Genomic DNA, 25,585 nt, shown 5'->3' with positions numbered 1-25,585 from the left:
CAATTCATTTTATTTAAAAAGCCACGGACAAATAACTTAGCGAACCGACTTCGTAGCTGCGATGAATGACTTGCGGTGTGCGGGCTGGATCGCCGCTGCCCATAGCAATGTAGAGCGGAATGAAATGCTCTGGTCTTGGAACCGCCATACGGGCATTCGGGGCTTCATCCGCGTAGTTGAACAAAGCTGGCAAGTTCTGAGCTTGCATATTGTTCACAAGCCATTCATCGAAATCAACAGCCCAAGCATCCGGTTCTTTGGCTTCCCAATTGAGCGCACGCAAGTTGTGCACCGTAGCTCCGCTTCCGACAATCAGGATATCTTCCTGATCCAGACCGCGCAGGGCTTCGCCAATACGGTACTGCTCCGCAGGAGGCAGGTACGGATTTACAGAAATTTGAATGACCGGTACACTCGGGGTTGGAAACATTCTGAGAAGCGGGACCCAGGATCCATGATCTAGTCCGCGTTTAGAATCGAAGTTCACAGCAATGCCCTTCGCTTGGAAGCGGGCAGCAATCTGATTTGCCAGCTCTTGGTTTCCTTTAGCCGGATATTTGATTTGAAACAGTTCATCCGGGAAGCCGCGGAAATCGTAAATCGTGTCATAGACATCATCGCTAGAGGAGATGGTAAGAACCTCAGTCTCCCAATGCGCTGTGAAAATGACGATCGCTTTCGGTGAAACCGTTTTGCCATATTCGAGTAAAAACTGTGTGCAGGCTGTATCTTGAATAGCCATCATGGGTGAACCGTGCCCTACGAAAATAGGTGAAATCATCGTTCAACACTCCTTTTTATGAGTTACATTTAATCACTTAGTTACTTTATGTAACTGATATTACGGCATAAAAATAGTTTCGTCAAGTAATTAAATTACTTTTTGTAAGCTTGTGCAGGGGCCGTTGTTTCCACTATAATAAACAGAGATATAGAGGTGATAAGGATGGAACAGATGCCAATGTGTCCGCGTTTCGAAAAAGCTGTAGAAATTCTCAGCAAACGCTGGACATCGCTGATCGTTTTTCAATTGCTGTCGGGTCCCCAACGGTTTGCTCAAATCGACCATGCGCTGCCGAATATAAGCGGCAAAGTATTGTCTGAGCGACTGAAAGAGCTGGAACACGAAGGTATTGTGAGAAGAGTAGTATTCCCGGAGATTCCGGTTCGTATCGAATATTCCTTATCTGATAAGGGGCGGGCGTTGGCACCGATTTTTGGGGAGATTGCGAAGTGGTCTTCCGAATGGCTGCCAGTCCCAGAATAAAGATGAATGCCCAAAAAGGTCATCCCTCTGTTGCAAGCAGCAGAAAGATGACCTATTCGTCGTGTACTAATTGTTGTGCGCTATTCGTCGTGTGCTATTCGTTGTGTACTACTCGTCCGATTCTACGAACCGTTTAAGCACGTTTAATTTATTTTCCCAATAACGTTCATAATAAGCTAACCAACGCTTCAACTCCATGAGAGGTTCCGCCTCCAGCCTATACCGCGTCTCGCGGCCAACCTTGCGCTCTTTCACAAGCCCGGCATCAGCCAGGATGCGAAGATGTTTGGACACTGCGGTGCGGCTGATCGGGAAATGGTCCGATATAACCGTCACCGGCATCTCTTTATCGCCCAGTAGCTGCAAGACCTGACGGCGGGTTGGATCGGCAATCGCCTGAAAGACATCATGTTTCTGCGATGGGATGCCCATCCTAAGCCTCGACGTAAGCGGTGAGTGCCTTCGCGATTCCGCCCCAGCCTTGCGACATAATCTCGCGAACCACGCTGTGGGGTTGACCGAATTCAGTCACCTTGTTCACATCCCAACCGGAATGGATGAGTGTGAACTCTGTTTTGCCATCCACGTCTGCCAATTCAAACGTCAAAGTCCAATCCTTGCCCCATTCAAAAGAAAGCCGGTTCGGCGGCGAGATGTCCGTAACTTTACATGGCGAATTGCCAAAAGGCCCGGCTTCAATAATAAACTCATAGCCGAGTTCCGGCTTGAAATTATTCGGCATGAACCATGCGGCGATGCCATCCGGTGTTGCTACAGCGTTCCAAACCTTTTGGATCGGTGCGTTGAAGACAATTGTTTGCTTAATATCCGGCAAAGTGCCTTGTGTTTGATTTTCCATCATAAAAAGACCTCCATTAAAATTAGGATTTGGTTTTTACTTTATCTTGATGGCGGAAGCGCAGAGCGGACCATTTTTCGTCCACCGCCACATTGCTAACTGCACGATAAGCAGAAATGTCCTGAACGAGCGCAAACAGGCTATCGCGGTTAATATCTGTTTTGACCTTGGAGCTTTGCTTAGGATATGTAATCCAAAAGACAGCATCTTCGTTCAGATAAGGGATGAGATGAGGTATCCTTTCAGTGACTTCGGCTGCATTATTCACGAAAACCTGAAGGAAATCATACGTTCCGCCGGGCTCCCCGGAATCCTCAATGCCAAGCTTATAGCCTTCGGGTGCATGAAGCACGAGGGCTCGTCCTTGTTTGTAGCGAAGTTTCTTCAGCAACTCTTCCTGCATCAATAATCCTTCCTTCCATCACTCACAGCTTGTATTGTGTCCCAAAATAAGTGAAGTGTTTCATTCCTTTGTGAATGCGAAACCTTTTGGTTACGTAATGGATTATACGAAACCTTTTGGTTTCGTGTCAAGGCTGAATTCAATCCCAGGCCTGTAAGTGGATCAAGTAGGCTAGTTTCTCATTCGTCCTTCAATCATGGTATAGTAAAAAATAAAAGCATAAGTACCAAAGGAGAAATTATGATACGTTTTGCAATTATAGGGACCAATTGGATTACAGAGGAGTTCATTCATGCTGCCCGCGAGACAGGGGAATTTGATTTAACGGCGGTATACTCACGCACGGAGGAGAAGGCTGCGGAGTTCGCGCAGAAATTTGAAATTTCGCATCGGTATACGGATCTGGATACCTTTGTTCAAAGTAAAGAGTTCGATGCTGTCTATATTGCGAGCCCGAATTCACTGCATGCGGAGTATGCCATTCATTGTATGAACCATGGGAAACATGTGATTTGTGAAAAGCCTGCGGCTTCCAATACGACGGAACTGACGGCTATGGTTGAGGCAGCGCGCAGCAATCAAGTTGTCTTCATGGAAGCGCTCAAATCGACGCTGATGCCGAATTTCAAAGTGGTCCAAGACAATTTACATAAACTTGGGAAGGTTCGTCGTTATTTTGCGAGCTATTGCCAATATTCCTCGCGGTATGATGCTTATAAGCAGGGCACGGTGCTGAATGCCTTCAACCCGATTTTTTCGAATGGGTCGATCATGGATTTGGGCGTGTACTGCATCTACCCACTGGCTGTCTTGTTCGGTGCGCCTGAGCGCATTAAAGCCAATGGTGTTTTGCTGGAATCGGGCGTGGATGGCGAAGGCAGTTTGCTGTTGGGTTATAGGGAAATGGATGCCGTGATCATGCATTCCAAAATCTCGAGTTCCTACCTGCCGACGGAAATCCAAGGCGAGCATGCCACGATGGTGATCGATAAGATTAATCAGCCTGAAAAAGTGGAGATTCGCTATCGCGACGGCTCTGTCGAGGTGCTGACGCAGGAGCAGCACGCACGGACGATGCGCTATGAAGCGGAGGAGTTCATCCGTTTGATCCAAAATGGAACATTGGAGTCCGAAACGAACTCCCATGCGAATTCGCTCATCACTGTTGGAATTCTGGATGAGGCCAGGAAGCAGATGGGACTTGTGTTCCCAGCGGATCAGAAATAACATAAAACCTCCAAACCACGAGAATGGTCATATTCCCTGTCAAGCAGACAAGGGTATGACCTAAAGTGTGGATTTGGAGGTTTTATTGTTTCTTACTCCATAGAGAGGGATCGTCGTTCCCCGAGAGAGGAGCTATCCCCAAATGTCAGGCACCACGACGCCAATTCTACCATCGAACCTGCGCCTCTAGGTCCGGACCCCGCTCTGCCCGCGAATCGGCACCGCCACCCGGCCTGCGGATAAGCGCATCCTCTTTTGCACGAGATGGTAGACAATGCCCACAACGAGCCAAGCGCCGCCCATCCACAGGGCATCTTTGTCCAGCAGCGACAGGAGATAGCCGATGAAACCCGCACCGACTAAGGGGAGAATCAGATACTTGAGGGTCATTTTCGCGGAGCGTTGACCTTCTTTGATATACTTTTGCGCGATGACAGAAATGTTGACGAAGAAGAAGGCAGTCAAGGCGCCGAAATTGACGAATTTGACGGCGTTGTCCAGTGAAATAACTAGAGCAAGCAGCGAAACACAGCTGACAATGGCGATGTTAATGACTGGCGTATTGAATTTAGGGTGAAGGAAACCGAATATTCTTTTAGGTAAAATAGCATCACGCCCCATGACGAAAAGTAGACGCGACACACTTGTCACCGATGATAGGCCTTGCGTGAAGATGGCGAGGATGAGCACGGTGATGAATACGGAGCTGAGCGCTGCCCCGCCTACGAGTTGGACGATTTCGAATCCGGCTGAATCGACATTGACGAAGGTTAAGTGTGGATAAATCAGTTGGGTCAGCACGGATGGCACCAGGTAAAGAATACTGGCCGTAATGATGATGATCATTATCGCCTTAGGAATCGTTTTCTCTGAATTAATCGTCTCTTCCGACATCGTTGTGACGGTGTCAAATCCGAGGAAAGAGAAGCAGATAATCGAGGCTCCGGCCAGAATGGTCGAGAAAGGGACGTCGGTTTGCAGGAAAAGCTGCATCGGATGCACATCGCCGCTCAGGCCGCGGAACAGGAAGAAGCAAAAGACGGCGATAAACAAAATTTGAATCCAGACGAAGAGTTTGCTAATGTTAGCGGAAAATTTAATGCCGATTACATTCACGATCGCAAGCACGATATTCAGACCAATGATCCAGACGTAAGCTGGAATCGAGGGGAACTGGGCATGCAGATAAATGCCGAAAGTCAGACAAGCGATGATAGGGGAAAAGAAATAATCAAGAAGCAGCGCCCAGCCTACGAGGAAGCCGAGGTAGGGGTGGAGGCTTTTTTTGGTATACGTGTAGGCGGAGCCGGAGGTGGGGAACGTTTTGGACATCACTCCATAGCTGTAAGCGGTGAAGAAAATGGCAATGAAAGCAAGCAGATAGGCTTGTGTTAGCATGCCATGCGCGTTCTCATAAGCAATCCCATAGATGGAGAAATAGATCATTGGCGTCATCCAAGCTAAACCCATGTAAACGACTTGAAATAAGCTTAAGGACTTACGTAGTGTGACTTCGGTTGTCATGATGACAGCACTCCTTTATGGTTTGATATGCAAAAAAGCCAAGGAGATATCTATGAAACAGATATCCTCCCGGGCTTTTGTCCCTCCGTGAACACAGGGTTAGCTGTGCGTCTTCTCTCGGACCAGACCGGCGTGTGTACTTCCGCGGAACCCTAGAAAACAATAATATGTGATGAATCCTTACTTTAAAGAGCGTATTCATACATAATTCTTAGCGATGTTAGTTATATGTCTTTTGTGTAAGTTAATATAACATATAATTTATGGTGTGAGAAGTATTTTATGCGAATTAAACGATTTTATGAGAAATTGTTGACACATTTATCCGTCGATGTTATGTTTGATAACACAAATGAATAATGATTGTTTACTAGGGTTCCGCCGGCGACAACCGGGCTGGTCCGAGAGTAAACCGCTCTTGTAGGAGAGCGACACGGAAGGATAAAAACCTGGGAGATATCACCAAGACACTTGAGTCTTGTGATGTCTCCCTTTTTGTTTAACTACATCGCAAAGGAGTCGGATAGCATGGCTAACAGTTGGAGCATGACGATAGGGCCTGGAGGCAAGTGGTCGGGGGCGATTGGCAGAGGGAAGTTGATTCGTTTTACAGCGCTGGAAGCGGGAGCGAATGTGTCTATTCAATTGTTCCACGCGAGAGATCTGACGGAGCGCTACAATATGCCGGATACGCTCAAGGCGCAATATACGGCCCATTTGACTAGAGGGCATGTGCTGATGAGTGACAATGGACGCGTGCTGGCAAGTCTGGTCGAAGATAGCGTCGGCTGGCATGATCCGCTCAGCGGGTATACGAGCCGAGAGGCGACGGATGCCAAATATGGGGCGACAGATTTCGGGCAGCAGCGGAATGCTTGGCTGCGCAGCGGGCAGGAGAATTTTGCCGTGGAGTTGGTGCGCAATGGACTGAGCATGCGGGATATGATGCCGGTGGTTAATTTGTTTTCCAAAGTGTTCTGCGATGAACAAGGGGATATGCACTTTAGTTTGGGACATTGCCATGCAGGCGCTGTGGTTACGCTTCGTACGGAACTAGATACTTTGCTTCTCGTATCCAATACGCCGAATCCGCTTGATCCTAGAACTTCGTATCCATCCGTACCGGTCAACATCGAAATTCTTACAGCTGAGCCTGTGACGGAAGAGGATTATTGTGTGAATTACCGTTCGGAGAATCGCCGAGCTTTTGAAAATACATGGGAATATCACACATTGCTGGGCTTCTAAAAACATGCGGAGGAGGAAAGGACATGGCGGTATTTAATCGAGTTGAGAGTTCTCGCAAAGTCGAGGACGCGATCCATAGCGAAGTTATTCAAGCAGGGGACGGGTGGATGAAGGTTTTGAAGCCGGGGCAGGTGCTCCGCATTGTCGATTTGGAAGGGAATCAGGCGGCAGACACGCTGTTCTATGATGCGGAGAATCCGGAGGATCACTACAGTGCGGTGGCTACGATTGCGGGACAAAGCAATATTTATCTGAGCACAGGATCCGTGCTGCGGGCGGAATCCGGTAAGGCGCTGCTGCGAATCGTAGCTGATACGTGCGGCCGCCACGATACGGTGGGAGGATCATGTTCAGCGCAAAGCAATACTGTACGCTACTCGCACGATAAGCTTTCGATGCACAATTGCCGGGACACTTTCATGCTGCAGTTGGCAGGACAGGACGGGGGGTATACGAAGCGTGATTTGGCGCCGAATATTAATTTCTTTATGAATGTACCGGTCAGCGCCGATGGCGGGCTGAAGTTCGATGATGGGGTATCTGCGCCAGGTTGTTATGTGGAGGTGGAGTCTTTGGGAAGCTCGATGGTGCTGATCAGCAACTGTCCGCAGCTCAATAATCCATGCAACGCCTACAATCCGACACCGATTCAAGTTCTAATTTGGGAAAAGTGAGCTAGTTGACGGCATAGCCGTTCAAGATATTCGAAGGAGTGTGGTTACGATGTTCACCAAAGTGCTAATTGCCAATCGCGGTGCGATCGCCGTACGAATTGAACGTACTTTACGCAAGCTCGGAGTAGCCTCAGTAGCTGTGTATACAGGAGCAGATCAAGATAGCTTGCACGTCGATGGCGCCGATGAGGCGGTTCTGATCGGTGACGGCCCGGCGAAGGAAAGCTATTTGAATACAGAGTTGATTATGCGGACAGCGCTGGAAACCGGTGCGCAAGCGATTCATCCCGGTTACGGCTTCTTGAGCGAAAATGCGGAGTTCGCTCGCGCTTGTCGCGACAACGGGATCGTGTTCATCGGCCCTACGCCGGAACAAATGGAGATGTTCGGACTCAAGCATTCGGCTCGTGAAATTGCGGAAAGAGCCGGCGTGCCCATGCTGCCAGGAACTCCGCTGATTACAGAACTCGAAGAGGCGCTCTTCGAAGCGAGCCGCATTGGCTACCCTGTTATTCTCAAGAGCACAGCGGGCGGAGGCGGCATCGGGATGCGCGTATGCGCAGATGAGGCTTCTTTGAGAGCTGCTTATGACGGCGTGCGCCATTTGGCGGAGACGAATTTCAAGAACGGCGGGATGTTCCTGGAGAAATATATCGCCAGAGCGCGTCATGTCGAGGTGCAAATATTCGGCAATAACTTCGGTGAAGTTGTTACTCTGGGAGAACGGGATTGCTCCATCCAACGCCGCAATCAAAAGGTTATTGAAGAAAGTCCGGCTCCAAACTTGTCTGACGAAGTACGCGAAGCCATGTTCGCCTCTGCGAAGCGGCTAGCTGCTGAAGTGGGCTATCGCAGTGCCGGGACAATTGAATACCTGTATGATCCGGAAACGTGCGAGTTTTATTTCCTGGAAGTGAATACCAGACTTCAAGTTGAGCATGGTGTAACGGAGGAAGTGCTGGGTGTTGATCTTGTTGAGTGGATGGTGCGCGAAGCGGCGGATGAACTGCGTGACATTCAGTCTTTGATTCGCAAACCGCAAGGCCACAGCATTCAGGCACGGATCTATGCGGAGGACTGCCTTCAGCAGTTTCGACCGAGCGCCGGGCAGTTGGACCGTGCGGTGTTTTCGAGCCGATCGCGCAACGAAACTTGGGTGCGGGATGGGCTGACGGTAACAACGCTATACGATCCGATGCTGGCCAAAATCATTGTCCATGGCGCTGACCGTGAGGACGCGATCGGGAAACTGATTGATGCGTTAAGTGAAACGCGCATGTATGGTCTAACGACGAACCTGCAATATTTGCAGGCTCTCTTGCAAGAGAAGGATTGCGTAGACGGCAATGTCTACACGCAGTTGTTGCATACATTCGAGCCGACTGAACGGGCTCTGGAAGTTGTGGACGGCGGCATCCAAACCACTGTGCAGGATTTCCCGGGTCGAATCGGCCACTGGGATGTGGGTGTGCCGCCTTGCGGCCCGATGGATCCGTTCTCGTTCCGGATCGGCAACAAGCTGCTCGGCAACGCTGACGATGCCGCCGGTTTGGAAATGACGCTGTGCGGAGGCGCCTACAAGTTCCGCAGCGACATGTGGTTCTGTGTCACTGGCGCGGATATGCAGGCGGAGTTGGATGGCTCAGCCATCGCAACATATAAGCCAGTGTTCGCAGCACGCGGGCAAATCCTGAGCTTTGGCGAAGCCAAAGCAGGCATGCGCGCGTATCTGCTCATCAGCGGGGGCTTGGATATGCCGCGAATTCTCGGCAGCTCGGCCACATTTACGCTGGGTGGTTTTGGTGGGCACGGCGGTCGTGCCTTGCGGCCGGGTGATGTGCTGGGCGTGAACAGAGGCGGAAGTCCTGTGCAAGAAGAAGTGGAACTTGCTGTGTCTCATCGACCGGCGATGACACGCGAGTGGACGATTGGCGTTATTCCCGGGCCGCATTGTACGGGTGAATTTCTGGATGCCAAATATTTGGATCAATTAACGGAAACGAGTTGGGAAGTTCATTTCAACTCCTCACGGACGGGGGTTCGCTTGAAAGGGCCTGCTCCATTGTGGGCGCGTGAGGATGGGGGAGAGGCAGGGCTTCACCCTTCGAATATTCACGATAATGCTTATGCCATCGGAACGCTGGATTTGACCGGCGATATGCCGATTTTGCTGGGTCCTGACGGACCGAGTTTGGGAGGGTTCGTCTGTCCGGTAACGACGGCGTCGGCGGAGTTCTGGAAGCTGGGTCAGCTGCATCCTGGTGATGCCATTCGGTTTCATCTGCTGACACTTTCCGAAGCGGAAGCGCTGCGAGATAGGCAGGAACGTAACTTGCAAGCGATTGGCGAAGGGGATTTGGCATGTTTGGAGCAAGTGGAGCTGCCTGCTGTTCATGTAGAAATCACGCCGGAGTACCCGCGTCTTTTCCACGAGGCAGATAATCGCAGATTCCCGATCACAATCCGCTGTTGCGGGGATCAGAACCTGCTTGTTGAATATGGCGAGTTGGAGCTCGATTTGCTGCTGCGTTTCCAAGTTCAGGCTTTACTGCAAGCGATTGTGGCGAGTGGTTCGATCCCGGTCTTGGATCTGACACCGGGGATTCGCTCTCTGCAAATTCATATTGACCCTTCTAGAATTACCGTAAGTGAAGCTTGTGAGAGAATTGTTGCTATTGATGCAGCGCTGCCTCCGTTAGAAGAGTTCCGCGTGCCTTCGCGGATTGTGCGCTTGCCGCTGTCCTGGGATGATCCGGCAACACAGCTCGCGATTGAACGCTACCAACAAGGAGTGCGGCCTGATGCACCTTGGTGTCCTAGTAATTTAGAATTCATTCAGCGTATTAACGGCTTAGAAACGATAAATGATGTGAAGAAGATTGTGTTTGATGCCAACTACCTGGTACTTGGTTTGGGGGATGTGTATCTCGGGGCTCCGGTCGCTACGCCGGTTGATCCGCGCCACCGTTTGGTCACGACCAAGTATAATCCAGCGCGCACTTGGACACCGGAGAATGCCGTTGGAATCGGCGGGGCCTACATGTGTGTGTACGGGATGGAAGGTCCAGGCGGATATCAGTTCGTAGGACGTACCATTCAAATGTGGAATCGTCTGCGTTCAACGGAGAGTTTTAAGGCAGGCAAACCTTGGTTATTGAGATTTTTTGATCAAATTCAGTTCTATGAGGTCAGTGCGGAAGAACTGCTGCAATTGCGGGAGGACTTCCCAAGAGGGCGGTATGAAGCGGATATTCAGGAGACGACCTTTGATTTAGGCGAGTATTTGCAGTTCCTCAGCGAGATTGAGGGAGATGCTGCTACATTCCGTACCCAACAGCAAAAAGCGTTCAAAGAAGAGCGAGAGAGCTGGAAGGCCAAGGGACTAGCTGAATACGTGTCAGAGCAGGAAGTAGTGAACGAATCGCCGGAGGATGAATTGCCAGCAGGGACGATTGCGGTGCGCGGCATCATGCCAGGCAGTGTGTGGAAAGTCCTCGTGTCGCCGGGCGAGCAAGTGAAGAAAGGCGATCAATTAGCTATCTTGGAGAGTATGAAAATGGAGTTCCCGCAGCATGCGCCGTGTGATGGTATTGTGTCGATGATTCAGGTGAAGCCGGGGGATCAAGTCCACGCGGGGCAGCTAATTCTAGGGATTGCTCAAACTGCATAGATGAGGGGGCGATAGGTATGAACGAGATTGAAAAAGGTGAAATTGAAATTCCAAGCGAGTTGACGCTATCCTGGTTGCGGGACAAGTATGCAAAGCGGGAGTTAACACCGCAGGATATCGCAGCGACTATCGTTCAGCGGTCCTTAGAGGACGCAGCGATGCATATCTGGATTACTCCGCCTTCGCTGGAGCTAATGCAGCCTTACTTAGACGGATTGGATAAAATCGCGATGGCGGATGCCCCGCTTTGGGGAATTCCTTTTGCGATCAAAGATAACATTGATCTGGCAGGGGTGCCGACGACGGCTGGCTGCGCGGAGTATGCGTATATGCCATCGGAACATGCAGGCGTTGTGGAAAGGTTGATTGCCGCAGGAGCTATTCCGGTCGGCAAGACGAACCTGGATCAATTCGCGACAGGGCTTGTCGGTGCGAGAAGTCCTTACGGCGATACACATAACGCGCTGCGTCCAGAACTGATCAGCGGCGGCTCGAGCTCCGGCTCCGCTGTTTCGGTGGCCCGCGGGCAAGCGGTCTTCTCGCTAGGCACGGATACCGCAGGCTCGGGGCGTGTGCCTGCGGCGTTGAACCGCTTGGTTGGCTACAAGCCGAGTCTCGGCGCTTGGCCAACCAAAGGGGTGGTTCCGGCTTGCGCAAGTCTGGACTGTGTCACCGTATTCGCGCATAGTTTGGAAGATGCGCTGGCTGTGGATCAGGTGGCGCGCGGGGTTCATGCGGAAGACCCTTGGTCTCGTAATGTGACAAGAGGGGCATCTTCCCTTCCAGGCAAAGTGCTGCTTCCGGAAGGGGCGCTGGATTTTTATGGCCCTTTTGCAGCCGAATATCAGGCTGCTTGGGAGGCTGCGGTTGCTGCTCTGAAGAAGATGAACCCTGATCTCTCCATTGAATATGTAGATGTTACGTTATTCGCCCAAGCGGCGGCGATTCTATATGAAGGGCCTTGGGTGGCTGAACGTTGGGCAGCGTTGGGCAGTTTTATCGAGACTCATCCGGGGATTGCGTATCCGGTGACGGAGCAGATTCTCCGCTCGGGCGCTGCGGTCGAGTATGATGCTGCGTCTGTCTTCACAGCGATGCATAAGCTTCAGCAGTTCAAGCTCGAAGCGCGTAAGCTGCTCAAGGGTGCGGTGCTCGTCATGCCGACCTGCGGCGGTACGTGGTCGCGCGAGCAAGTGCTCACTGATCCGATCAGCACGAATCGGGATATGGGACGCTACACCAATCATTGCAACTTGCTGGATTTGTGTGCGGTTGCGGTTCCGGCGGGGGATGCGGAGGGGCGGACGCCTTTTGGGATTACCTTCTTCGGGCTTGCCGAAGAGGAGGAGATGATCTGCGGCGCGGCGGAGCAGTTCGTGGGCGGTTTGGTGGGTTTTGTGGCGAGTGAGGTTGTGAGTGAGACGGCGAGCGGGGCTGCGAGAGAAAGTGCAGCTTCTGAGCGGGCCACGACGCTGGTTGCGGTCTGTGGGTTGCACATGCGCGGCTATCCGCTGGAGAAGCAGATGCTTGGCTGTGGGGCGCGTTTCATCCGTGAGGATGAAACTGCGGCGGCTTACAGCCTCGTGAAACTGCCAACCACACCGGCGAAGCCGGGGTTGATCAAGCAGCAGCAGGGCGGCTCCGCCATCCGGCTGGAGATTTGGGAGATGCCGCTGGAGGCGTTCGGCGGCTTCGCGGCGGCGATCCCGGCTCCGCTGGGGATCGGCAAGGTTGAGCTCCGGGACGGCACGGAGGTCCCGGGTTTCGTTTGTGAAGCTTACGCGGCCGCAGGCGCGGAAGATGTTACTTCCCTTGGCGGCTGGCGCCAAGTGGTGCCTTTATAAGGCGGGTACTCGGGCCCGCCTAGAAGTAGAGGATCGTTGCTCCTGCCACCGAGAGGTGGGGGGCGTCGATCCTCTATTTCGCTTTTTGCGGAGTGGTTTCCCGCAATATGGCGCTTCTACGCTTCGCTCAAACCCGAATAAGCTGATGGCACAAATAGCACCTCCTCATTCCTCGATTTTTAGCTGAGCCGTCGCATTATCGAACATTCTAGTTACTTTCCCTTGCAGCTACTCTCCGCGTTCTCCCAACTCCACCGCCAGTAGCTTCTGCTTTCGGAGGGAACGTCGTTCCGCTATTTTGGCAAAAACCAGGCTAAATGGCCTCCTAGCGGAACTCTGTTCCTCTATTTCGCAGTTTTGCTCCCGAAATGGGTGAATTGAGGCGAAATAGCGGAACGTAGTTCCCCTCGGGTACGTGCATCGGCCAATTTGTCACATATAGCGGAACGTAGTTCCGCGAGGGTGTGCACATTGACCGATTTGACGACTGACGGCTGCCGCCCCGTCCAACCATCCAGCTACTTTCCTTTGCAGCTACTCTCCATGTTCTCCCAACCCTCCAGTCCAACTCCACCACCAGTAGCTTCTGCTTTCGGAGGGAACGTCGTTCCGCTATTTTGGCAAAAACCAGGCTAAATGGCCTCCTAGCGGAACTCTGTTCCTCTATTTCGCAGTTTTGCTCCCGAAACGGGTGAATTGAGGCGAAATAGCGGAACGTAGTTCCCCTCGGGTACGTGCATCGGCCAATTTGTCACATATAGCGGAACGTAGTTCCGCGAGGGTGCGCACATTGACCGATTTGCCGACTGACGGCTGCCGCCCCGTCCAACCAGTTAGCTACTTTCCCTTGCAGCTACTCTCCATGTTCTCCCAACCCTCCAGTCCAACTCCACCACCAGTAGCTTCTGCTTTCGGAGGGAACGTCGTTCCGCTATTTTGGAAAAAACCAGGCTAAATGGCCTCCCAACGGAACTCTGTTCCTCTATTTCGCAGTTTTGCTCCCGAAATGGGTGAATTGAGGCGAAATAGCGGAACGTAGTTCCCCTCGGGTACGTGCATCGGCCAATTTGTCACATATAGCGGAACGTAGTTCCGCGAGGGTGCGCACATCGACCGATTTGCCGACTGACGGCTGCCGCCCCGTCCAACCAGTCAGCTACTTTCCCTTGCAGCTACTCTCCATGTTCTCCCAACCCTCCAGTCTAACTCCACCACCAGTAGTCCAACTCCACCACCAGTAGCTTCTGCTTTCGGAGGGAACGTCGTTCCGCTATTTTGGCAAAAACCATGCTAAATGGCCTCCCAACGGAACTCTGTTCCTCTATTTCGCAGTTTTGCTCCCGAAATGGGTGAATTGAGGCGAAATAGCGGAACGTAGTTCCCCTCGGGTACGTGCATCGGCCAATTTGTCACATATAGCGGAACGTAGTTCCGCGAGGGCGCGCACATCGACCGATTTGCCGACTGCCGACTGACGACTGCCGCCCCGTCCAACTAATCAGCTACTTTTCCCTTGCGGCTACTCTCTGCGTTCTCCCAACCCTCGAATCTAACTCCCTCGCCAGTAGCGCATCTCGACTTCCTCGCTAGCACGTAGAGGCTGTCCCTATTTTAATTAAAAAAGGATAATCCAAGGCTAAGCAGCCGGATTATCCTCCTCTATCCTCCTCTATTAAGCGTGCTGCAAAGCTTCAGCTTTCTTATCATCCGCAGCAGTGGATTGCCTGGATGACAAGATGGTGATAGCCAGCGCGATGCCCACGCCGATCGCGCCAATCCAGGTGACGGATGTGAGGGAAACCTGACTCACGACAACTCCGCCGACACCGGCCCCTCCCGCCATGGCTAACTGCATCACGGAGCTGTTTAGGCTGAGCATAATGCCTGATGATTCGGGGGCGAGGGCGACCAAATTATATTGCTGCGTAGGACCTGATGACCATGCCGAGAAGGACCATAGAAGCAGCAGCAGGAAAACGACGCTTGGCGAGTGTGCGGCCAGAGTTAAGAGAATGAGTGTAATCATGTGCAAAAGCATGCCCGAACGCAGTGTGCGCTGGACGCCCCAGCGGTCTGTGCTGAAGCCGCCAAGCTTGGAGCCGACGAGACTGGCGATACCGAAGGCGAAAAGGGCGGTGCTCAATGTTTTCTCACCCATACCGGTGATGGTTAGCAGGTAGGGGGAAATATAGGTGTAAGCGATGGAGTAGCCGCCCAGCCAGAAAAAGCTTACGGCTAAAGCCAGGGTTAGTTTTGGATTTTTCAATAGAGCTAGTTGTTTGCGCAGCGGAATGGAAGCTTCGCCTTTGAAGGCGGGAATCGTGAGGGAAATCACGACTATAGCCAATAAACCAAGGGCCGCTATTCCGCCAAAAACGACTTTCCAGTCATAAGCAGCAGCCAGCATTCTGCCGAGTGGCACGCCTACAATCAGCGCGGCTGTGAAACCTGTAATGACAGTTGCGATGGCGCTCGCCTGCTTGCCTTGGGGGGCGATCACAGCGGCGATGCTTAATGATGTAACGACGACAACGCCAGCGCCGAGCGCCATCAAGACGCGAGCGCTGATGAATAAGCCGAATCCGGGCATGACGAAGGCGAGCGCATTCGCTATGACGAAAAGGCTGAGTCCGAAGAGGAGTAATTTACGCCGATTCCACCCTGAGGTGAAGGCCATGATCACGGGAGTTCCGAGTGCATAAACGAGTGAAAAGACAGTAATGAGCTGGCCGGCGGCCACTAAGGAAATGTGCAGAGTGTCCGAGATTTTATCCAGAATTCCGGCAATGATAAACTCCGATGTTCCGACTAGAAAACTGAGTAGGGCTAACACATAGATTTGCCATGTTTTTGACATGCAAGTACCTCTTTTCGAATATTATTTTCATCTTTCTAAAAACATAGAAATATAAGACGCGGTTACTCGAACTAATCAAGCGAGTTAAGTCCATCCCACTACAGTAATTCCATAATTCTAGATACATAGAAATATTGCGCATAAAAAACTACTGTATCAGATAAGGTACGTATTTTTTCACGGTCTCCCAGTTTATGCTGAAGTGAATGAATGTTCCTTTTTTCTCGGAGTCCAGCAGGCCGCAATCGGTTAATTGTTTTAGATGATGAGACAGTGTGGATAAAGCCACCGAATTCAAACGGTTTTCAAGCTCGGCAGGACATAAATTGCTTTCTTTAATGAGCATTTCGAGAATCTTGTAGCGCGTAGGCTCGCCCAAAGCTTTATGAACTTTCACTGCTTGCTTGGCTTCCAAACTGACGTCAACCATGTAGAGGACTCCTTTCGTGTTGTTTAGGTATTTCTAGCGTTATCGAAATAAGAATACCATGACTTTTTATAAATGTAAATGCAATGTTGTGTTCGGATAAAAAGAGGTATGAAAATCCACAGCGATTTTTGTGTTATACCCAGCTAATTTTAGTTATCCACATAGTTACCCACAATATCAACATGTCCACAGTTCATACTGTGTATAAGATCGCGGGATTCTTGTGCACATATCCACAGGCTTGGTTATCCACAAAGGTGCAAGATTAAGCTTGCAGTCTTTGGAAGTATTTTGTATGGTTAAAGGATTGTCAGGAGACATTAAGTACCAAATGTGAAGGGCCGGGTGGGGCATGAATGAAGCAAATTTTCCGTATTTATCGAACTGATCTTATCAACTTGTGGAAAGTGCCCACAGGCTTGTTGCTTATGATTGCACTAGCCATTTTACCTTCTGTTTATGCCTGGATTAATTTAGAGGCGATGTGGGACCCCTATGCGAATACATCGGGGATCAAAATTGCCGTGACGAGCAATGATTTGGGGGCAACGGTCGAAAATAAGCCCATAAACATTGGCACCGAAGTGGTGGATAATCTGAAAAACAATCATACACTCGGTTGGACCTTTGTGAATGAGGAGGATGCGCTGAGCGGAGTTGAACGTGGGGATTACTATGCCAGCTTAATCATACCTGCGGATTTTTCCCGAAAAATAACGAGCATCGTAGACGGCACCATGGAAAAACCGGAAATTCTGTACACGGTGAATGAGAAAATTAATGCGGTCGCGCCCAAAATTACAAGCAAAGGGGCCTCCAGTGTTACCCAACAGATCAGCGAGAACTTCGTTAAGACCGTCAGCAGCTCCATTCTTACTCGGATGAAAGAGCTGGGGATCGATTTTGAAAAAGAACTGCCGACGATTCGCAATATGGAAACGAAGGTGTTCGAGCTTGAGAAGCGGTTGCCGGATGTTGAAGCCATGGGAGCCAAGGCCTTGGAAATTGAGCAAAAGCTGCCTGAAATTAAGCAAAAAGGGCAGAAGATTGTCGAGCTCGAGCAGAAAATTCCCGATATTAATCGCGCCGCGGATACCATTCTGAAGATCGAGGAACGCTGGCCCAAGATTCAGTCGGTGGCGCAGGAAGTATTGCTTATTCAGCAGAAGCTGCCGGAAATCCAGAAGGCTGCGGATCGAATTGCTGAGCTGGATCAGAATTTCGATAAGGTCGAATCAGCGTTGAATACAGCAATCGAGACGTCGCGGAAAGCGGATGAGATTGTCAATGCCGCGCTAGCCGCCTTGCCGCAAATTGACGCGATCGCTACGCAGGGTGGAGCTTTTGCTGAGCAGTTGGCTGACTTCCTGCAAAAGAATGATGCTGCATTCGAGGCGCTGATCCCAGTGGTGAAGATGAATTTGATCCTGCTTCAGCAAACGGCGGATGCCGTTACACAGCTCACGGGCTTGCTGCAAGAAGTGAATCCGGACCCGCAGAAAGTGTTGGCGGTTATGGCTGTCTTGAAGGGCCAATTGACGACAGGTGTTGCCGTTATCGACAGAACGATTGACTTGTATACACGTTTGAATACCTATTTGCCGAATAGCCCATTCAGCGATAATATTACGCGGCTAACGACGATCAAGACGAATATGAACAACCAAATTCAGACATTAAGCAAACTTCAAAGCGCTATTGAGCGCGGTGAGAAGCCGGCCGCGGATTTGGTGAATAACCTGAATGCCTTGTCCAAAGAGGCGAGCGGCGCAATCGGAAGTTTGCTTGCCAGATATGATTCGGAAATTGTGCCGAATATGAAAAAGGCTTTGGCCCAAATCAAATCGGTAGCCCAGAATTCGGCCAGTGTGATGCAAACGTTGAAGACGCAGCTGCCGAATATCAAGGGGATTTTGCTGGATGCGCAGAGTGGAATCCATTTCGCCCAGACGCAGCTGGATGCGCTGCAGAAGGAACTGCCAGACATTCGCGCGAAGGTGCACGAAGCGTCTGCAACGCTTCAAACGAAGCTCGATGCGTTCACGAACGGGATTAACGAAGCAGCGCCGTTCATTCAGAATGATTTGCCCAAAGTGGAGCAGAAGCTGCACGAAGCGTCCAATTTCGTGCGGAACGACCTGCCTGCGGCAGAGGATGAAATCCGCAAGGTTGCTGATCTGTACGAGACGAAGTTTCCTGAAGTCGAGGACGCGGTCCACTTGGCAGCGAATTTGGTGCGCAGCGATCTGCCGGAATTCGAAGCGGCTGTGCACAAAGCGGCTGATCAGATCCGCAAGGTCGAGGGTGGCGGCAGCATCGAGGAAATTCTGCGTCTGCTTCAGAACGATATTCAGAAGCAGAGCGATTTTTTATCGAATCCTGTTCTGATTAAAGAAGACAAGAGATTTCCCATCCCGAACTATGGCTCGGCGATGTCGCCTTTTTACACCACGCTTTCCCTATGGGTCGGCGCTATGCTGCTCGTCTCTCTGATGAGAGTCGATGTGGATAACCCGGAAGGTGCGCCACTGAAGTCGTATCAGGTGTATTTTGGGCGGATGATGATCTTCCTGACGGTTGGATTCTTCCAAGCTCTGATCGTGACGTTAGGCGATTTATTCCTGCTTGGCACCTATGTGGTTGATAAGGTTTGGTTCGTGGTGTTCGCTGTGCTCATCAGCGCGGTGTTCATCTCAATCACCTATACGCTGGTGTCTGTCTTTGGCAACATAGGGAAGGGAATCGCGATTATCTTCCTGGTCTTGCAGTTCTCAAGCTCAGGCGGAACGTTTCCGATCAGTACAGCATCGCCCTTTTTCCAAAAGATCAATCCTGCTGTGCCCTTCACGTATGCGGTTGGGGTGCTGCGCGAGACGGTTGGCGGGATGCAGTGGTCCGTCGTGCTGAAAGATGTGCTGTTCCTCTTCATGTTCATCGGGATTTGTTATGTGGTAGCCCTGGCGCTGAAAAAGCCGCTCAGCGGCTATACGGCGCGGGTGGCAGAGAAAGCGAAGAAGACGAAATTGATTTCGTAGGTTACTTGGTTTTGCGGTAAACATAAGGGCGGAGGCTGCTTCACGAGGTGAATAACCTGTGGGCGGCCTTTTGTGCATTATTGAAAGCCGCCCTTTTTGTTTATGGTTGAGGCTCCAAGATCCCGTTCCGCTGGAGCAGAATCTTGATGTTAGCTAGTTTGGACAGATGGTTGGGAGGAAGCTGAGAGTAGCTGCAAGGGAAAGTAGCTGAAGTACCCGGACTGTGCGGCGGCACGTCCAGTGTCTAAGGAACGCCTCACGTTGTGGATTGGATTAATCCAATCAAACGGCCGTATAGGCAAGTAGCTGAAATAGTGGACGGTGAGGGATCAGGTCCAACGCCGGAATAAGGGCTGTGAGTTCCGCGCTCCTGTTCAACATTCCAAATAAATCCAGTTATAATGCAACATTGGATGGAATTCTGCGTCTTTACTATAGAGGGGGAGTATGGATGAAAAAACGAATCATAACCGCATGGCTGTGCTTCTTCGTGTTAGTGGGGCTCTTTCCTACGAATACTTACGCATTGTCCTGTGCTCAGCCGCTTGCTGTCGATCAAGCGTATGATCGATATGACGCAGTCGTTGTGGCTACGGTGGATGAGATCATTCGAAGAAAACAACATAATGAGCTCCAATTAACCATCCTGAATAGCTTCAAAGGGGTGGAGGAACGGAAGCTTACGGTCGCAGAGGATTTGACCTGGGGTACAAGTCAGAAGGGTGAACAGTATCTGTATTATTTGATGAAGAAAGATGGCAGTTGGGAGAATCCGTTGTGCTCGCCTATGCAAAAGGCAGTCAATTCCTATACGTCTCTAAGCTATCTGAAAGACAAGGAGATTACGCTCAAGCAAAAGGTTGTCCCGGCAGAAACGAATAAGACGAATTGGGCCGTCATTGCGATCTCAATCGTCTTGCTTGGCGCTGCGGGAGCAGGTATTGGATATTCCGTTTATGTGGTTAGATCACGAAGAAATAAGGATTGAGTAAGGGATTCAAGAAGCCATCGACATTACTTGGAGGAAAGTGGTGCTGATGGCTATTTCTCACGCTAGGATAGCACGAGTATTACGCAGAATTTCTTTCATGGTTGTTGTCTCGGGGGGGATATGACCAACGATTTACATATATAAAATTAGAACTTAGCCTTTAGTCTAGGTTTTTTCAGGACCTTTGGCTAACAAAAGACAGTACCTTAGAGCGTTTGGCAAAACTCGGATCTCCTGTAAGATGAAGATAACGTAAAGGAGAGCGAGGAGTTCATGTGAGAAAAGCGTCGTGGTGGTCCTATGTCATGGCATGCAGTGCAATGCTGTTGATTCCTTTAGTGGGTCTAATCTACGTTCATTTGAATCAAGCGGATGGCAGGGCTTACAACCTGGTTACTGACCTGGATCGGCAAATTCCGTTTATCAAAGGCTTTATTGTCCCATACTTATCATGGTACGGCTTTCTCTTGGTTGGATTCCTGTATTTGGCACATAAAGATCGCCGCAACTATTATTTTACAATTTTAGAGATGGTAATGGGTCTTCTTCTGTGTTATGGGGTATATGCTATATATCAAACCACTGTCCCTCGGCCGGAGCTAACCGAAACCGATTGGCTGCTGCGGATGGTAGAGTGGGTGTATCGTTCGGATCAACCATTTAACTGTTTTCCGAGTACACATGTATTAACTTCTTATGTCTTGATGAGAGCCTATCTGCGTACCAATCGTGTGGCAATAGGTTATAAAATAGCAATTTCGAGCATGTCACTGCTCATCATCGTGTCTACACAGTTCGTTAAGCAGCATGTACTTTTAGATATCGTGGGTGCAGTTGTGGTGGCTGAGGGCGTCCTGTACGTCGTGGAACGTATTCGCAAAAACTGGGGAACAGAAACAATAAAGGTGCATGCACAACAGCACAATCTTGACAGGGGGCTTAGAAGATGAAACAGAGGGACAAACTATTAATCCTGACAGGCAGCTTAGGAGACGGACATAATAAAGCGGCGCAGGCGATTCTGGAGGCGACACGTTTCTATAAACCAGGTGTGGAAGTGAAAGTGGTGGATTTTCTGGAATGGACGCATCCTTATCTGCACTCAGTGGGCAAATATTGCTACATGCAGTGGGTGAAAAGCCTGCCATCCGTGTATGGTTATTTGTATCGGAAGACAAGGGAAGATAATACGTTCTCACATATGTTTAAAAAGATGAAATCATTCAGTACCGACCGAATGCTGGAGCTGCTGCACGAGGAGAAGCCGACCGAGGTGGTCTGCACCTTCCCGGGTGCTGCCGCGGCGATGTCGTATTTGAAATGCAACGGATTAACAACGGTGCCTACTGTGACGGTTATGACGGATTACACCGATCATAGTTATTGGATCCATCCCGGTACAGACCGCTATCTGGTTGGCGCTGAACATGTGAAGCAAGCACTGCTGAGATACCGCATTCCGGAGCAGCGAATTGTGGTGACCGGCATTCCGATTCGGATGCCGTTTACGAGAGAATATGATCGAATGGCGCTGCGAGATAAGCATGGTTTGCACCGGGATATGCCGACGGTATTGGTCATGGGAGGCGGGCATGGTTTAATCGGCAAGCAATTCAAGTCGGTGCTGCAGTCCGATGATTTGGCGGAGCCGGTACAGTTTGTTTTCGTCTGCGGACGTAACGAGAAGCTCAAGCTTCAGCTGGAAGAAGAACTGAGCGGAGAGAAAACCCGCCATCACGTCAAGGTAACCGGGTTCGTTGATCATGTGCATGAACTGATGGCTTTGTCGGATCTTATTGTGACCAAACCAGGGGGGCTGACCATTTCGGAGGCGCTCGCGCTGGAACTCCCGATGATGCTGTACAAGCCGATACCGGGACAAGAACAGGCTAATGCAAAATATTTGGTTGGTTTGGGAGCTGCGATCGAAGTGAAGAATGCGGCAGAGTTGAAAAATCAGCTGTTGGCCATCATAGCGAACCAATCGCTGTTATCCAAATTGAAACACAATGTGAAATTACATCAGCAGAACCAAGACGTCCTTCACACGCTGAATGCCATCTTCGAGACCCGCCATCATTTCGTCCCGCTCACCGAGGGCATGCAGCTTGCCTATGCGAACGGCTAACGTAAGGCTTTCTCCCTCTTTTTACCCTAAAAAAGCACTGTCCTTTTTGTTAAAAGGTACGGGTGCTTTTTTTGTTTTTTATTGTCAAGTGTGGTGTCAATTAAATCGTCCTTCTCGGAGAGGTGGTGTGAGGGTATGTGAACTTGACAAATTATATTTGTCAATCTACTTTGAGTGGCTAAGAAGGGCTGCCCCGAGTCAATGAAGCTTGAGGCAAACCCTTACGAACTCAATAACCTTTATTTGATCAAAATAGTCCATTTTAAAAACCTAATGAATTCCAGAGGCGCTATTTCATAAAAATGATCACCATTCCGCCTATAAATGACTCGATAAAGCCAATACAGTTCATTAAATCGCCAAAGCAGCCATTTTCTCGTCTATAAGCATCCTCCAGTTCATTAGAATAGCAGATTGATTGTGCAGGGCTCGGGGGGGGCTTGAGCTTGGGTTCGGGAGCGCGTCAGCGGCTCAGAGGCCTAGCAACTTGCAGATGTTCACGTGGATATCGGCATTGGGGCAAACCCTCCATCAAGCCGTTCTGCCCCATTGTCAGGCCCGTTTGCTGTTTTAAACTTACTTATCCTCATGCATGGTAACGACAATATCCTGCGCATAATTCCCGAAATGCTTTCCGAACAAGGTAATACCGCCGCAGTTGGATGAGCTTTCCAATGAGGCAATGCGGAAGTTAATCTCTTTGGCGAAGGTGACAGAGAGATCCTCGATGGTGACATCGGAGATTTGAGTGCCGTCGAGGTAGGAGCCGGTTGGCCCTACGTTAATAACCTTCAACAAGCCATGCTGCGTGTTGCTGCTGCTCCACCATTCGGGGGTGAGCACGCCTCGCTGTGCCCCGAAATCGCCAGGGCTCGTCCATATGCCGAGCGGGATCTCATTGATGAAAAAAGAGATATCCGAAGGCCAGTTTTCGTTGTAGCCAGGCGCTTCGGAGCAAATTTCGAAGGAAATTTCCAAGGCGCGGAGCTTTTGGTTGCTGTGCAGAAAGTTAGGAATCCGGTATTCCACATAACCGCTGCTGAACCAAATGATGCTCGCCTGCACATGCCCGGGATCGGCGAAATAGCGCGGATCATCCAGTACGCCAATGAGCTGGGTTGGCGAGGCAAGTCCGCAGGTCGGCTTCACCTCGAAGGATGTGTATTGGCCAACCGGAATTGACAGTGTATTGGCTCTGTTGGCAGGAAGCTCCGGCTGTTTCTTGGGGATGAATTGCAGGACAGCCTGATCCAATTTCAAATGGCAAATTTTCTGCGTGCCGCGAATGCCGGTCGAATTCTCGGAAGCGACGATACCAGCTTGCTCGAGCTTCTGAATATGTTTGGTCACAATGGCCGAAGAAATCTCTAGCCGCTGGGAAAGCTGCTTAATATTTAAGGATTCTTGCTGTAATAGTTCGATGATCTTTACTCTGGTTTCGGAAGAGAAACATTCGAGGAAGGCCATATTTTTCGTGGAAACATCAATTTGCATAGAGGGACCTCGTTTATCTGTTTTTGTTTATTCTATAACTTTGAAGTTAATTAAACAACAGGTATTGACTTATTTTTTCACGAGTATTACAGTAATGTTGTGGTTAAACAAGTTATTTAATTAACTTTCAAATTAATATTAAAGGAGCTGTACGGATGACATCGCATTCTTATATTCCCAATTATCCTCGACCGCAGTTTGTGCGGGAAGCATGGACAGATTTGAACGGCACATGGAGTTTCTGTTTTGACGACTTGAATGCGGGGGTAGGCGAGAAGTGGTTTGAACAGCTCCCTGCCGCGCAAACCATTACGGTTCCTTTTACATACGAAACGGAAGCAAGCGGCATCAATGATCCCGTTTTTCACCCCTATGTATGGTATGAAAGATCGATTTCGCTCCCGAAGGATCAGCAGAATAAGCGGACTATTCTGCACTTCCAAGCGGTGGATCATCATGCGCAAGTTTGGGTGAATGGACAGAGCGTAGGCGAACATACGGGCGGGTATGCGGCCTTTCAGTTCGATATCACGGATTATATCGATGTTTCCGGCGAGAATCGGATTGTTGTCCGCGCGCAGGATAGCGATAATTGCATGCAGCCGCGCGGGAAGCAGCGCTGGGTTAAGGATAATTTCGGCTGCTGGTATGTGCAGACGACAGGGATTTGGCAGTCTGTATGGCTGGAGTATGTAGCGCCTCAGTATGTGAAGTCGGTAAAAATGACGCCGGATATCGATAAGCATCAGCTGAACATTCAGTATCAGTTGCAAGGCGTGGAGCAGCAAGAGGGACTGCTTCTGAAAACGATCGTTCGGTTTGAGGGTCAGCTTATCAAAGAATCTTATTTAGCGGTGGATCGGGCGAAATTAAGTGCTGATATTCATCTCTACAGCGATCGGATCGGCGAATGGAAAATCAAGCATTGGCACCCCAATCACCCTAACTTGTACGATATTGAATTTGTTCTGCTGAAGGATGGCGAGCCGCTGGATAGGGTGAATTCCTACTTCGGATTCCGCAAGGTTTCGATTGAGAAAGGGAAAGTGCTCATTAACAATATGCCTTATTATCAGAAGCTTTTGCTAGATCAAGGGTACTGGAAAGAAACGCATTTGACCCCTCCCTCCGAAGAGGCGCTTATTGAAGATATTGAGAAGACGATGGCACTGGGCTTCAATGGCGTGCGCAAGCATCAGAAGCTGGAAGATCCAAGATTCCTGTATTGGTGTGACCGCAAGGGCTTGCTTGTTTGGTCCGAGATGGGGGCCGCTTATGAATTCGGGGATGAGGCTGTCGAAAGCTTTACGCGCGAGTGGATGGAGGTTGTTCAACAGCATTACAACCATCCTTGCATCGTGACGTGGGTACCTTTTAACGAGTCGTGGGGTGTGCCGAATATCAAGGTGGATCGGACGCAGCAGCAGTTCACCGAGGCGATCTATTACTTGACCAAATCTTTTGATCCGATGAGACCCGTGATTGTAAATGATGGTTGGGAGCATACCGTATCGGACATTATTACGCTGCATGATTATGAAGAGCTCGGTCAGATTTTCTATGAGCGGTATCAAGATAAAGATCTTCTGCTGAGCAATGATATCATTCATAATGATTTTAAATTTCCATTCGCTGATGGATATGCCTACAAGGGGCAGCCTGTGATTATCAGTGAGTATGGAGGCATCGCCTTTACTACGGAAGAGGGCTGGGGCTATGGCAATCAAGTGAAAACCGAGGAAGAATTCTTGACTCGTTACCGCAATATCACGCAGGCTATCCGGGATTTGGACTACGTATGCGGTTACTGCTATACACAGCTTACCGATGTGCAGCAGGAGTTGAATGGCCTGTTGACGATTGAGCGCGAGCCGAAGATTGCTTTGGAAAAAATTCGTGAGATTACGAAGTTGTAAGAAGAGAAAGAGGCTGCT

Annotated in this window: 19 protein-coding genes and 2 riboswitches; of the genes, 11 read left to right on the top strand and 8 right to left on the bottom strand. The window is 50.1% G+C overall.

Annotated elements, in window-relative coordinates:
* Nucleotides 1-13: 13 nt before the first annotated feature.
* Nucleotides 14-781, bottom strand: coding sequence for a DODA-type extradiol aromatic ring-opening family dioxygenase (locus tag LOZ80_RS27975; RefSeq protein WP_238167734.1), 768 nt, complete (start codon nt 779-781; stop codon nt 14-16).
* A gap of 165 nt (nt 782-946) precedes the next feature.
* Between LOZ80_RS27975 and LOZ80_RS27970 the strand changes: the two genes are divergently transcribed.
* Nucleotides 947-1,267 carry a catDE operon transcriptional regulator CatR gene (locus LOZ80_RS27970; RefSeq protein WP_189010960.1) on the top strand — a complete coding sequence of 107 codons (321 nt, stop codon included), beginning with the start codon at nt 947-949 and terminating at the stop codon, nt 1,265-1,267.
* A gap of 108 nt (nt 1,268-1,375) precedes the next feature.
* Here the strand turns inward: LOZ80_RS27970 and LOZ80_RS27965 are convergent, their stop codons facing one another.
* The 3 genes from LOZ80_RS27965 to LOZ80_RS27955 are packed head-to-tail and all read right to left on the bottom strand — an operon-like array spanning nt 1,376 to nt 2,529.
* Nucleotides 1,376-1,699 carry an ArsR/SmtB family transcription factor gene (locus LOZ80_RS27965; RefSeq protein WP_238167733.1) on the bottom strand — a complete coding sequence of 108 codons (324 nt, stop codon included), beginning with the start codon at nt 1,697-1,699 and terminating at the stop codon, nt 1,376-1,378.
* A gap of 1 nt (nt 1,700) precedes the next feature.
* Entirely contained in the window at nt 1,701-2,126 is a 426-nt protein-coding gene (locus LOZ80_RS27960) for an SRPBCC family protein (protein ID WP_238173140.1), read from the bottom strand.
* A 22-nt stretch (nt 2,127-2,148) separates the two neighbouring features.
* Nucleotides 2,149-2,529, bottom strand: a complete 381-nt coding sequence (locus LOZ80_RS27955) for a hypothetical protein (protein WP_238167732.1) — start codon at nt 2,527-2,529, stop codon at nt 2,149-2,151.
* A gap of 240 nt (nt 2,530-2,769) precedes the next feature.
* Between LOZ80_RS27955 and LOZ80_RS27950 the strand changes: the two genes are divergently transcribed.
* Nucleotides 2,770-3,756, top strand: coding sequence for a Gfo/Idh/MocA family protein (locus LOZ80_RS27950; protein WP_238167731.1), 987 nt, complete (start codon nt 2,770-2,772; stop codon nt 3,754-3,756).
* 186 nt (nt 3,757-3,942) lie between these two features.
* Here the strand turns inward: LOZ80_RS27950 and LOZ80_RS27945 are convergent, their stop codons facing one another.
* The gene (locus LOZ80_RS27945; protein WP_238167730.1) at nt 3,943-5,280 is read right to left on the bottom strand and encodes an APC family permease; all 1,338 of its coding nucleotides are present in this window, start codon (nt 5,278-5,280) and stop codon (nt 3,943-3,945) included.
* A gap of 64 nt (nt 5,281-5,344) precedes the next feature.
* Nucleotides 5,345-5,447, bottom strand: a riboswitch (guanidine-I (ykkC/yxkD leader).
* 192 nt (nt 5,448-5,639) lie between these two features.
* Nucleotides 5,640-5,738, top strand: a riboswitch (guanidine-I (ykkC/yxkD leader).
* 70 nt (nt 5,739-5,808) lie between these two features.
* On the opposite strand from LOZ80_RS27945, the gene LOZ80_RS27940 reads away from it, so the two are divergent.
* Genes LOZ80_RS27940 through atzF form a run of 4 tightly spaced genes read left to right on the top strand, consistent with a single transcriptional unit; the run spans nt 5,809 to nt 12,716 of the window.
* Nucleotides 5,809-6,528 carry an urea amidolyase associated protein UAAP1 gene (locus LOZ80_RS27940; protein ID WP_238167729.1) on the top strand — a complete coding sequence of 240 codons (720 nt, stop codon included), beginning with the start codon at nt 5,809-5,811 and terminating at the stop codon, nt 6,526-6,528.
* A 23-nt stretch (nt 6,529-6,551) separates the two neighbouring features.
* Nucleotides 6,552-7,202, top strand: coding sequence for an urea amidolyase associated protein UAAP2 (locus LOZ80_RS27935; RefSeq protein WP_238167728.1), 651 nt, complete (start codon nt 6,552-6,554; stop codon nt 7,200-7,202).
* Between the two features lie 49 nt (nt 7,203-7,251).
* Nucleotides 7,252-10,872, top strand: a complete 3,621-nt coding sequence (gene uca / locus LOZ80_RS27930; RefSeq protein WP_238167727.1) for an urea carboxylase — start codon at nt 7,252-7,254, stop codon at nt 10,870-10,872.
* A gap of 17 nt (nt 10,873-10,889) precedes the next feature.
* Complete coding sequence (gene atzF, locus LOZ80_RS27925) at nt 10,890-12,716, top strand: allophanate hydrolase (RefSeq protein ID WP_238167726.1); 1,827 nt, start codon at nt 10,890-10,892, stop codon at nt 12,714-12,716.
* 1,672 nt (nt 12,717-14,388) lie between these two features.
* Here the strand turns inward: atzF and LOZ80_RS27920 are convergent.
* Nucleotides 14,389-15,573, bottom strand: a complete 1,185-nt coding sequence (locus LOZ80_RS27920; protein ID WP_238167725.1) for an MFS transporter — start codon at nt 15,571-15,573, stop codon at nt 14,389-14,391.
* 148 nt (nt 15,574-15,721) lie between these two features.
* Nucleotides 15,722-16,003, bottom strand: a complete 282-nt coding sequence (locus tag LOZ80_RS27915) for an ArsR/SmtB family transcription factor (protein WP_189010938.1) — start codon at nt 16,001-16,003, stop codon at nt 15,722-15,724.
* A gap of 356 nt (nt 16,004-16,359) precedes the next feature.
* Here LOZ80_RS27915 and LOZ80_RS27910 point away from each other — a divergent pair, with 356 nt between their 5' ends.
* From LOZ80_RS27910 to LOZ80_RS27895, 4 genes are all read left to right on the top strand, one after another.
* Nucleotides 16,360-19,038, top strand: coding sequence for a YhgE/Pip domain-containing protein (locus tag LOZ80_RS27910; protein ID WP_238167724.1), 2,679 nt, complete (start codon nt 16,360-16,362; stop codon nt 19,036-19,038).
* Nucleotides 19,039-19,489: 451 nt separating this feature from the next.
* Complete coding sequence (locus LOZ80_RS27905; protein WP_238167723.1) at nt 19,490-20,026, top strand: hypothetical protein; 537 nt, start codon at nt 19,490-19,492, stop codon at nt 20,024-20,026.
* Between the two features lie 278 nt (nt 20,027-20,304).
* Nucleotides 20,305-20,979, top strand: a complete 675-nt coding sequence (locus tag LOZ80_RS27900) for a phosphatase PAP2 family protein (protein WP_238167722.1) — start codon at nt 20,305-20,307, stop codon at nt 20,977-20,979.
* Nucleotides 20,976-22,157 carry an MGDG synthase family glycosyltransferase gene (locus tag LOZ80_RS27895; RefSeq protein WP_238167721.1) on the top strand — a complete coding sequence of 394 codons (1,182 nt, stop codon included), beginning with the start codon at nt 20,976-20,978 and terminating at the stop codon, nt 22,155-22,157. Before LOZ80_RS27900 ends, LOZ80_RS27895 begins: the two co-directional genes overlap by 4 nt.
* 576 nt (nt 22,158-22,733) lie before the next feature.
* On the opposite strand, the gene LOZ80_RS27890 is transcribed toward LOZ80_RS27895, so the two are convergent.
* The gene (locus LOZ80_RS27890; RefSeq protein WP_238167720.1) at nt 22,734-23,651 is read right to left on the bottom strand and encodes an ArsR/SmtB family transcription factor; all 918 of its coding nucleotides are present in this window, start codon (nt 23,649-23,651) and stop codon (nt 22,734-22,736) included.
* A 155-nt stretch (nt 23,652-23,806) separates the two neighbouring features.
* Between LOZ80_RS27890 and LOZ80_RS27885 the strand changes: the two genes are divergently transcribed.
* Nucleotides 23,807-25,567, top strand: a complete 1,761-nt coding sequence (locus LOZ80_RS27885; protein WP_238167719.1) for a glycoside hydrolase family 2 protein — start codon at nt 23,807-23,809, stop codon at nt 25,565-25,567.
* Nucleotides 25,568-25,585: the final 18 nt, after the last annotated feature.

Source organism: Paenibacillus sp. HWE-109, assembly GCF_022163125.1.
GTDB lineage: Bacteria > Bacillota > Bacilli > Paenibacillales > NBRC-103111 > Paenibacillus_E.
Note: the sequence above shows the minus strand (reverse complement) of the source record. Positions and strands in the feature narration are given on the sequence as shown.